This is a genomic window from Clostridium sp., assembly GCF_021443865.1.
Taxonomy (GTDB): domain Bacteria; phylum Bacillota; class Clostridia; order Clostridiales; family Clostridiaceae; genus Clostridium.
On record NZ_JABUTB010000002.1, the window covers coordinates 35,475 to 45,308 of the forward strand.

General features: G+C 28.1%; 10 protein-coding genes. All 10 read left to right on the plus strand.

Annotation, left to right across the window (positions count from 1 at the left end):
- The first annotated feature begins 270 nt into the window (after positions 1-270).
- The 10 genes from HUJ77_RS00375 to HUJ77_RS00420 all read left to right on the plus strand — a co-directional run bounded on the left by HUJ77_RS00375 (position 271) and on the right by HUJ77_RS00420 (position 9,576).
- Complete coding sequence (locus HUJ77_RS00375) at positions 271-2,748, plus strand: tetratricopeptide repeat protein (protein WP_291706584.1); 2,478 nt, start codon at positions 271-273, stop codon at positions 2,746-2,748.
- A 212-nt stretch (positions 2,749-2,960) separates the two neighbouring features.
- Positions 2,961-3,278, plus strand: coding sequence for a PTS lactose/cellobiose transporter subunit IIA (locus tag HUJ77_RS00380; RefSeq protein ID WP_291706585.1), 318 nt, complete (start codon positions 2,961-2,963; stop codon positions 3,276-3,278).
- A 30-nt stretch (positions 3,279-3,308) separates the two neighbouring features.
- Entirely contained in the window at positions 3,309-3,641 is a 333-nt protein-coding gene (locus HUJ77_RS00385; protein WP_291706586.1) for a hypothetical protein, read from the plus strand.
- 50 nt (positions 3,642-3,691) lie between these two features.
- Complete coding sequence (locus tag HUJ77_RS00390; RefSeq protein WP_291706587.1) at positions 3,692-4,003, plus strand: PTS sugar transporter subunit IIB; 312 nt, start codon at positions 3,692-3,694, stop codon at positions 4,001-4,003.
- A 48-nt stretch (positions 4,004-4,051) separates the two neighbouring features.
- Positions 4,052-5,413: a PTS sugar transporter subunit IIC gene (locus tag HUJ77_RS00395; RefSeq protein WP_291706588.1), complete on the plus strand. Its 1,362-nt coding sequence runs from the start codon at positions 4,052-4,054 to the stop codon at positions 5,411-5,413.
- A gap of 158 nt (positions 5,414-5,571) precedes the next feature.
- On the plus strand, positions 5,572-6,666 hold the full coding sequence (locus HUJ77_RS00400) for a MupG family TIM beta-alpha barrel fold protein (protein ID WP_291706589.1): 1,095 nt from the start codon (positions 5,572-5,574) through the stop codon (positions 6,664-6,666).
- A gap of 10 nt (positions 6,667-6,676) precedes the next feature.
- Positions 6,677-7,630: a BadF/BadG/BcrA/BcrD ATPase family protein gene (locus tag HUJ77_RS00405; protein ID WP_291706590.1), complete on the plus strand. Its 954-nt coding sequence runs from the start codon at positions 6,677-6,679 to the stop codon at positions 7,628-7,630.
- Positions 7,631-8,061: 431 nt separating this feature from the next.
- Positions 8,062-8,328 (plus strand): hypothetical protein, encoded by a 267-nt coding sequence (locus HUJ77_RS00410; protein ID WP_291706591.1) that lies wholly within the window; start codon positions 8,062-8,064, stop codon positions 8,326-8,328.
- A gap of 383 nt (positions 8,329-8,711) precedes the next feature.
- Positions 8,712-9,269: a GNAT family N-acetyltransferase gene (locus HUJ77_RS00415; protein ID WP_291706592.1), complete on the plus strand. Its 558-nt coding sequence runs from the start codon at positions 8,712-8,714 to the stop codon at positions 9,267-9,269.
- 124 nt (positions 9,270-9,393) lie between these two features.
- Positions 9,394-9,576, plus strand: coding sequence for a hypothetical protein (locus tag HUJ77_RS00420; protein ID WP_291706593.1), 183 nt, complete (start codon positions 9,394-9,396; stop codon positions 9,574-9,576).
- Positions 9,577-9,834 lie beyond the last annotated feature (258 nt).

Genomic DNA, 9,834 nt, shown 5'->3' on the forward strand with positions numbered 1-9,834 from the left:
ATTTCTAAATTCCGACTTTGGAGGAATTTACACTTTAATTATGCATTGTGCATTACGCATTATGCATTAAACTTTAATTCTTTCATTCTTTCATTTCGATTTTGCGTAAGCAAAAGAGAAGCTTCATTCTTTAATTCATTAAATTCCGACTTTGGAGGAATTTACTCATTAATTCTACATTTTACATTCTTCATTTAAATATTTTGTTCTATAAACTAGATGAGTAAATAAAATAATAATAAGAAAGTAAAGAGGGGTGTACATTAAAAGATGAAATACAAATTCGATTTTTTATTATTAGAGTTTAGAGACATATACTACCTTTTAAATAAGATATGGAAGGAGAAAGATGCTAGAGTAGTTAATTCAATGTTAATAAAATTAATAAAGGAAGTAATTATTACAGCACATTTAAAAAATAATATTTTCTATAATACAGAAAACACCATAGGGGAAAATATAGATTTATTATATAAAAAGAATGTACTTGATTATGAATTAAAGAAAAATATTATGGACTACTTAGATGAATTTAATTATTTAAGGGAAACTCCAAATATGTCAAGTGATGAGATAGAGGAGTATTATGAGGAGTATTTGCATAATGAAAATTTTATTTATGACCTTTGTGTATGGCTAGTTATAAAGTCTGGTGAAGAAGATTATTCATTATTTATAAATAAGCTAAGTGAAGAAGAGCAGGAGGTATTTAATAAATATATTAATTTAAAGCTTGAAAGAGATAAGGATGAGGATAACTCATTAAATTCTTTTGAAATAGATGGCTTAGGAGACTTTGACGGAGATGATACAGAAAGGGAAGATACATCTTCAGAAGAAAACTTACTTTCTGGGGAATTATATTATTTAGGTAAAAATGTAGATAAGGATTATTACAAGGCTAAAGAATATTTTGAAAAGGCAGCTAAGGAAGGAAATGAACATGCAGAAAGCTACTTAGGGTTATTTTATGAAAAGGGATATGGTGGGGAAAAGGATATTAATAAAGCATTGTATTGGTATAAGAAAGCTGCTTTAAAAGGAAACGTCTATTCTCAATACTCTTTAGGCTTTATTTATTATGAAGGTGAAGAAGTTAAACAAAATTTAGAGTATGCATTTAAGTGGTACAAGGAAGCAGCTGAAAAGGGATTTGCTCCAGCTCAATATGCTTTATCTTATTTATATAAAAATGGAGAGGGCTGTGAGAAGGATAATATTAAAGCATACTATTGGTTAGAGGAAGCAGCTGATAATGATTTTGAAGATGCTTATTATATTTTAGGACAATCATATTTAGAAGGTAATAGTATTATAGATGCAAACTATAAGAAGGCCTTCTTTTATTTATCTAAGGGAGCAAATAAGAAGGAGATGAACTGCTTAGAAAGTCTTGGAGATATGTATTATTGGGGCTTATACGTAAAGGAAGATAGGGACAAGGCATTTTCACTTTATAAAGAAAGTATAGATAAGTGTAATATAAGTCTTTTTTATAAACTTGGTCAATTATATGAAGAGGAAGGTAAAGTAGAAGAAGCTTTATTAAATTATAATGAAGGTGATGAATGTGGGGATATTAATTGCACTCAAAGATTAGGTGTTATGTATTTAAATGGGGAAGGGATTAAGGAAGATAGAGAAAAGGGATTAGAGTATATTAAAAAGGGTGTAAAGTCTGGTAATGCTAATAGCTTATTTATTTTAGGTATAGCACTTTTAGATAAGGATAGAGAAAAAGGAGAAAAGTATTTAATAGAAGCATATAGGAAAGGTTCTTCTCAAGCAGCTAGTATTTTAGCTAGAGAAGGTATAAAGAATTTTTTAGAGAAGAAAGAAGTAAATGAAACGGAAATTTTAGCATATGTAAATAAAATTATAGATAGTGGCTTAGCTATTGGAACATATTATTATGGATTACTAAATCTTTATGGAATTGGAATGGAGAAAAATAATGAAATGGCATTTATCAATTTCCTAGATGCAGCAGAGCATAAATGTAATGAAGCTATTAATTGTATAGCAAATATGTACAAGCATGGAATATTCTTAGCTAGAGATATAGAAGAAGCAATTAAGTGGTATGAAAAGGCAGTAGAAAAAGTAAGCGTAATAGGAATCTTATCACTTATTGAAATATATGAAAAAGGTATTGGAGGTAAGGAGGATCATTTAAAGGCTTTTGAAGGGGCAATGTTTTTAAGAAAAATAGATATAGTTGAAGGTAATCTAAAGCTAATATCCTATTATTATAAAGGCATAGGAGTAGAGGCATCCAAGGATGAAGGCAATAAATATATAAATGAGCTTCTTAAATTAGATGAAGGAAAGGCATATGTTATCTTAGGAGAATTATGTGAAGAAGGTTTAATTGAAAATGAAGAAAAAGCTATAGAGTATTATTTAAAAGCAATTTCTTTAGGTGAGTTAAATGGATATTCAAATTTAGAATATTATTTATATAAAAAAGGTAGAGATATAAATGAATATGAATTAAATCAGGATGAGAAAAGACTAGAAAACCCTAAGAGTAAATATGTTTTGGGAATGAGTAAAATTAATAAAGGGAAGAAACTTAAAGATGAAGACTTAGTATTTGAAGGAACTAACCTAGTAATAGAAAGCGTGTATAAGGGGGTGTATGAAGGGGTAAATGATTTAATAAAACTTTGTACAAGAGACAAGAGTATAGAAGGAAAACTTAATTTAAGCAAATTTAAGGAACTAAAGATTTATTACAATATATAAATATAGTTATAAATTTATTTTTTAATAGTAATAGAATTGTATACCAAAATAAAAATTAAGAAGTTGAATTATAAAATATTATTAACAGAAGAAATAATATAAAATTTTGTTTCAAAAATTTCGAAAAATATTGAAATAAAAATATAAAGGTGTATAATATAATATAAAGAGTATCCAAAATGAAATTTATAAACGGATCAGGAGGAGCAATTATGGAAGATAATATGGAAGTAATAATATTTGAAATAATAAGTCAAGGTGGTACAGCAAAGGGACTAGCTTATGAAGCATTAGAAGCTGCCGAAAAGGGTGACTTTAAAAAATCAGAAGAACTATTAAAGGAAGCTGATGAATGTTTAAAGGAAGCTCATAAAATACAAACTGGAATAATACAAGCAGAAGCAAGAGGAGAAAAAACAGAAGTATCCGTATTATTTGTACATGCCCAAGATCATTTAATGACTGCAATTGAAGCAAAAACACTAATTGAACATATAATTAAGCTTCATAAGAAGTTAGCAGAAAGATAATAAATTAAATAGAAGGAGGTATAGGAGTTTATGAGAAAAGGTTCTCCAGTAAGTCAGTTACAAGGAAAGAAAACGGACTATGACATACCAACCTTTAGTTTTAAAAGTGCAATAATTATTTTATTAGGAGCAATAGTTGGGAGTATTTTTTTCCCAATGCTGTTAACAAACTTTGGAGCAAGCACTAATTTTGGCATAATGATTGGGAATACTTTTATAACTAGTTTTACACTAGTTTTTGTAAGATATTTTATTGAAAGTAAAAAAGGACTTTGTAAGGGCTTTTGGTTAAGCTATTTATTTTTTGGAATATCATTTGGGATTATATCTTATTTATGGAAGTATTTGAATTTCTTCCTATAAGTCTTAAGTAAACGTTTGATAATTAAAATAAAAAAATGGAGGTATTATTTATGAAAATTTTATTTGTTTGTTCACAAGGAATGTCAAGTGCTATAGCAGTAAATGCTTTAAAGAAAGAAGCACAAAAAAATGGGGTAGAAATGGAAGTTAAGGCCGTAAGTACTCAAGAATTTGAAGAGGAAGTTAAGGCTGGTTATGATGCTGCTATGGTAGCACCACAAATTAGACATCGTTATGATTATTTAAAAGCTTATGCTGATGAAGCTAATGTACCATGTACATTAATTCAACCACAAGCATATAGCCCATTAGGTGGACCAAAATTATTTAAACAAGTTAAAGAACTTATGGAAAGCAAATAAGCTGATATAAGTTTCTATATAAAAAATATAATATAAGGGGGAAAAAATATGGGTAATTTTGCCGATTTCTTAGACAAAAAATTATCTACGCCTATGGCGAAACTAGCAGAGCAACGTCATTTACGTGCTGTGCGTGACGGTATTATAGCTACTTTACCATTAATCATTGTTGGATCATTTTTCTTAATACTTGCAAACCCACCACTACCAGAAAGCTGGGGGCTTTACAAGTTCTTAAAGACTAATGCTGCAACTATAGTATTACCATTTAGAATGACAATGTACATTATGACATTGTATGCTTGTTGGGGTATAGGATATAGCTTAGCTAGATCTTATAAACTAGATGGCGTTACTGGAGGAACATTATCAGCAGCAGCATTCCTATTAACTTTAGTTCCAAAGGCTGCAGGTACTTTAGCTCCTGAACTTATGGAAATAATTAATGGAAATCCAGATTTATTAAAATGGTACCAAGGTGTACCACAAGGCTTCCAAATGCCTATGGCAAACATGGGTGGAGGCGGAATGTTCGTTGGTATTATAGTATCAATATTTGCAGTTGAAATATTTAGATTTACTAATAAGAGTGGATTTAAGATTTCAATGCCTGAACAAGTTCCAGCATCAGTTGCTAGAAGCTTTGAAGCTTTAACACCAGCTGCACTTATAGTTTTAATAATTGGTTCAATAACTTATTATGTAGGCTTTGATTGGCATGGATTTATTGGAAAGATAGTTGCACCACTTGTAAAAGCAAGTGATACTTTACCAAGTGTTTGGATATTAGCTATCCTACAAGACTTCTTCTGGTCATTTGGTATTCACGGTGCATCAGTAGTTGGATCTATTGCAAGACCAGTATGGTTAATATTATTAGAGCAAAACTCAGTTGCAGCAGCAGCAGGAGCTCCTTTAACAGCAATAGCTGCAGAACCTTTCTATCAATGGTTCTTATACATTGGTGGGTCAGGATGTACTATAGGTTTAGTAATAGCTTTAACATTCTTTGCTAAATCTACTTATGGTAAGCAAATCGGAAGAGTTGCTTTAGTACCTGGAATATTTAATATTAATGAGCCAATAGTATTTGGTGCTCCAATCGTATTAAATCCAACATTAATTATACCATTTATAATAACTCCGTTAGTTACAGGAACTTTAGCTTGGTTTGTTACAGTTGTAGGTCTAGTAGATAGGGTTGTATTAGTAGCACCTTGGACATTACCAGGACCTATAGGAGCTTACTTAGCTACTGGTGGAGACTGGAGAGCAACGGTATTAAATATAGTTTGTATATTAATATCAATAGTAATATACTATCCATTTGTTAAGATGTATGATAATAAATTATTAGCAGAAGAACAAGGTGAAGCTTTAGAAGAAAGCTTAGTTGGAAGTAATAACTAATAATGTGTATATAAAATAAAGATTTATTGGTGTAATTTTAAATTGCACCAATAAATTAATTTAGAAACTCCGAAAGGAGTTTTTTCGTTAATATGCATTTTTAGTATACAATATACAACATAGATGAAATTTTAAATTTAAATTATGAGGTGATTTCAATGGGAAAGTTAGGAATATCAATATATCCAGAAAAGACAAGTGAGGAATTAATTTATAACTATATAGACTCAGCAAGTAAATATGGATTTAGCAGAATATTTTCTTGTTTACTTTCTGTAGATGATACAAAGGAAAATATAAAAAATAAATTTAAGAAGATAAATGATTATGCAAAAGAAAAAGGATTTGAAATTATAGTAGATGTAAGCCCTAGAGTCTTTGATGAGTTAGGCATTAGTTATAAAGATTTAAGCTTCTTTAAAGAAATAGGAGCAGATGGACTAAGATTAGATGTAGGATTTACAGGTTCAGAAGAAGCCTTAATGACTTTTAATGAATACGGTCTTAAAATTGAAATTAATATGAGTAGCAATACTAATTATATAGATACAATAATAGATTATATGCCAAATAAAGATAATCTTATAGCTTGTCATAATTTCTATCCACATAGATACAGTGGATTAAATTTTGATCATTTTATGAAGTGTACTGAAAGATTTAATAAATATGGACTTAGAACAGCAGCCTTTATAACTAGCCAAAATGAAAATACCTTTGGACCATGGCCAGTAACAGATGGCTTACCAACTTTAGAACTTCATAGAAATTTACCAGTTGAGGTACAAGCTAAGCATTTAATAGCCTTAGGAAATATAAATGATATTATAATTTCTAATTGCTATCCAAGTGAAGATGAAATGAAGAAATTAGGTTCTATGAGAAAAGATATGGTAACTTTCGATTTACAACTTGTAGATGGAGTACCTGAAATTGAACAAAAAATATTATTTGAAGAAATGCACTTTAATAGAGGAGACTTCTCAGATAATTTAATTAGATCCACTCAAAGTAGAGTTAAATTTAAAGGACATAATTTCAAATTATTTAATGCTCCTGAAATTATAAAAAGAGGAGATGTAGTAATTGAAAGTAGTGAATATGGTCACTATGCTGGAGAATTACAAATAGCTTTAAGTGATATGAAAAATAGCGGTAAGTCAAATGTAGTTGGACATATTAAGGACGAAGAAATATTTATTTTAGATTATATTAGACCATGGCAAAAATTCAATTTTAATTTAATTAAGTAGGGTGAAGTTTATGTATTTTTTAGGCGTTGATGGTGGAGGAACTAAAACTTGTTTTACGTTAATAGATGAAAATGGAAAAGTTATTAGTAGAGTTATAAAAGGGCCTTCACATCCTACTCAAATAGGCTTTGATAATTTAGAAAAGCTTCTTAGAGAAGGATTAGAAGAAATCATAGCTAATAATAAAATTTCAGAAGAAGATATAGAAAGAGTGACTTTAGGATTAGCTGGCTATGGAATTGTAAAAGAAATTGCAGAGAAGATAGCAGAAATAGTAAAGATAGTATTTAAGAATATTAAATATAATTTAGTAAGTGATGTAAGAGTTGCAATAGCAGGTGCTTTAGCTGGTGAGGATGGAATTAATATAGTAGCTGGAACTGGCTCTATAGCCTTAGCATTAAAAAATAATGAAATTATAAGATGTGGAGGCTGGGGATATACAGTAGGTGATGAAGCTTCAGCATATTGGATAGGGAAAAAGACTATAGCCCTATTTAGTAAAGAAAGCGATGGACGTGTAGAAAAGGCAGCACTATATGAATTAATTAAATCTAACTTAAATCTAAATAAAGATGCTGAAATAATATCTTATGTAAATGATAAGATAAAAGGTGATAGAAGTGAAATAGCAAAATTTTCTAGAATATGTTCAGAAGCAGCTAATTTAGGTGATGAGGAAGCAATGGCAATATTTAATGAAGCTGCTGTTGAAATTACTGAAATGATAAAGACCTTATTAAGAAACTTTGGAAAAGAACAGGTTAAAGTATCCTATACAGGTGGAGTTTTTAAAAGTGGGGAATTAATACTTAATCCTTTAAGAAGTATGCTAGAAAACTTAAATGTTCAATTAATAGAACCTATACTATCTCCAGACCTTGGAGCATGTCTTTTAGCATATTTAAATTCAGGATATAAGGTTAATGAAGAATTTTATAACGCAATGGTAAATAATAATTAATAATATTAAAGGGAGCTGTGGCAACAGATTACATTGTGCGACAGCTCCTTTATTCTATTTATAACTACATCAATGTATATATTAGAATCTATATCTATTAGTGGACTATTTTCTAATGTTTATTTAGCTCTAATCAATATGGTATTAAGCATTATTACACTATAAGGGATAAAATAACCATAAATTTTCATAAAAATAATTAATTATATAATAGTGTTATAAATAATAAAAACAGAATTATTAAGGTTAGTTAATATAAGAATTTAAAGTGTGAATTCCGTATTAAAATCGTAAACTTTTTGTTAAATTTCATATAAGACTCTCTATAAAAGTAGATTTTTTCTATCACAAAATATATAATAAAAAAGCAAAAAAATAGCAATCTATGTAAATTAACATAGTCTTATAATTTAATAAGGGAGTGAAATAATATGGAGAAAAATATTATATCAACTAAAAGTAAATGGATTAAAGTAGTACAAAATATTGTATTTATAAGCACAGTAATGTACATATTAGAAACTATATTTATTAGAGGACTATTTACTAATTTTTATTTAGCTTTAATAAATATGGCATTAAGTGGTATTGCACTTATAATTACAGCTATAAAGAAGGAATATAAGTTAGCTATTATTAATTTTATTATTCTTACAGGAACTTCATTAGCATTTATATACTATTTAAATTATATTTAAATTATATTTAAATCAATAAAGTTCACTAATGTTATCTTATTAAAGAAGGTAACATTAGTGAACTTTTTATATTATGAGGATATTATAAAATTAAATTTTTATATAATAATTAATCACATAATAGGTAGCAGAAACAATAAGCATATCTTAAAAATTTCATAAATAAATATAACTTGAAAAATATACCATATTTAGGGTGGATATATTATAATAAAATAAAAATATAATTATTACTTTACCATAATTATTAAATTAAAATGTGAGTTTAATATATGTATTAATAAAAGCTCTATAAATTATAGTTCTATAAATTTAATATTTAAACTTATCAGAAATAATCACAAATTTAAAACGCTAAGACACATATAAGGGAGAAGGGTAATATGAGAGATATAGTAACTAGAAGATTAATATTAAGACCTTGGAAGCTTAGTGATAGCAAAGATTTATATGAGTATTCTAAAAGTGAATTAGTAGGACCAAGAGCTGGATGGAAGCCACATAAATCAGAAGAGGAAAGTAAAGAAACAATAAAGATGTTCATAAAAAACAATGATTCCTATGCCATAGTATTAAGAAAAGAAAACAAAGTAATTGGGGGGATAGGATTACATAAAAGAAAACCAGATTCTTCTTTGAAGGACTTAAAACAGAGGGAAATTGGTTATGTGCTTAATCCTAATTACTGGGGAAGTGAATACATTCCAGAAGCAGTAAAAGCATTAATTCAATATGGCTTTATGGAAATGAATTTAGATTTAATATGGTGTGGACATTTTGATTTCAATAGTAATTCCAAAAGAGTTAATGAAAAATGTGGATTTAACTATAAATTAACTAAAAAAGAAATAATAAAATCCTTAGATAATATGGCGGTTAATGCTCTGTATTATAACATTTCTAAAGATGAATATTTAGTATTAAATTCAAAAGCAGAATAATTTACAAATAATATTTTTAGGAGGAATGAAAATTGTTTCAGTAGTATATAATGCAATATGTCTAATTTTCCAATATGGTATATTTATACAATATATTTATTATTGATAAGGAGGAAAAGAGTAAATGCAAAACAAAAATATATTTATGATAAGCTTAATTATAATGATAATTACATTAATATGTATGGGAATTAATCTGTTTATATCACCATTCTCTGATATTGCAATAAGAGTTATTGGTAGCATAATGCTTATTGACTTATTTGTTTTGAGTTATAGCACAGTAAAGTTAAAAAGAAATAGTTAGTAGTATGGATTTTAGCCTCTATGTTACAATAGGTTAATTTATAATCCTATTATTATTGTTTGTTAAACTTTTTAAATTAGTTAAATAAGGTTGTCCTTCGGGACAGCCTTATTTAGTGTATAAAATCAACAATTTAATCTAACATAGCCATAAACTAAAAGAGAATATTTAGTAAGCACCTCACTATTCATAACCACCAAGCATTGAGGAGTTGTTTCCTTCAGTATTAAAATTGAAAAGAGTGTAAATAATATGTTG

Coding starts and splice junctions, on each gene's coding strand:
- HUJ77_RS00385 (WP_291706586.1), top strand. CDS start 3,309: ATGAGAAAAGGTTCTCCAGTAAGTCAGTTACAAGGAAAGAAAACGGAC.
- HUJ77_RS00415 (WP_291706592.1), top strand. CDS start 8,712: ATGAGAGATATAGTAACTAGAAGATTAATATTAAGACCTTGGAAGCTT.
- HUJ77_RS00410 (WP_291706591.1), top strand. CDS start 8,062: ATGGAGAAAAATATTATATCAACTAAAAGTAAATGGATTAAAGTAGTA.
- HUJ77_RS00375 (WP_291706584.1), top strand. CDS start 271: ATGAAATACAAATTCGATTTTTTATTATTAGAGTTTAGAGACATATAC.
- HUJ77_RS00405 (WP_291706590.1), top strand. CDS start 6,677: ATGTATTTTTTAGGCGTTGATGGTGGAGGAACTAAAACTTGTTTTACG.
- HUJ77_RS00380 (WP_291706585.1), top strand. CDS start 2,961: ATGGAAGATAATATGGAAGTAATAATATTTGAAATAATAAGTCAAGGT.
- HUJ77_RS00395 (WP_291706588.1), top strand. CDS start 4,052: ATGGGTAATTTTGCCGATTTCTTAGACAAAAAATTATCTACGCCTATG.
- HUJ77_RS00390 (WP_291706587.1), top strand. CDS start 3,692: ATGAAAATTTTATTTGTTTGTTCACAAGGAATGTCAAGTGCTATAGCA.
- HUJ77_RS00400 (WP_291706589.1), top strand. CDS start 5,572: ATGGGAAAGTTAGGAATATCAATATATCCAGAAAAGACAAGTGAGGAA.
- HUJ77_RS00420 (WP_291706593.1), top strand. CDS start 9,394: ATGCAAAACAAAAATATATTTATGATAAGCTTAATTATAATGATAATT.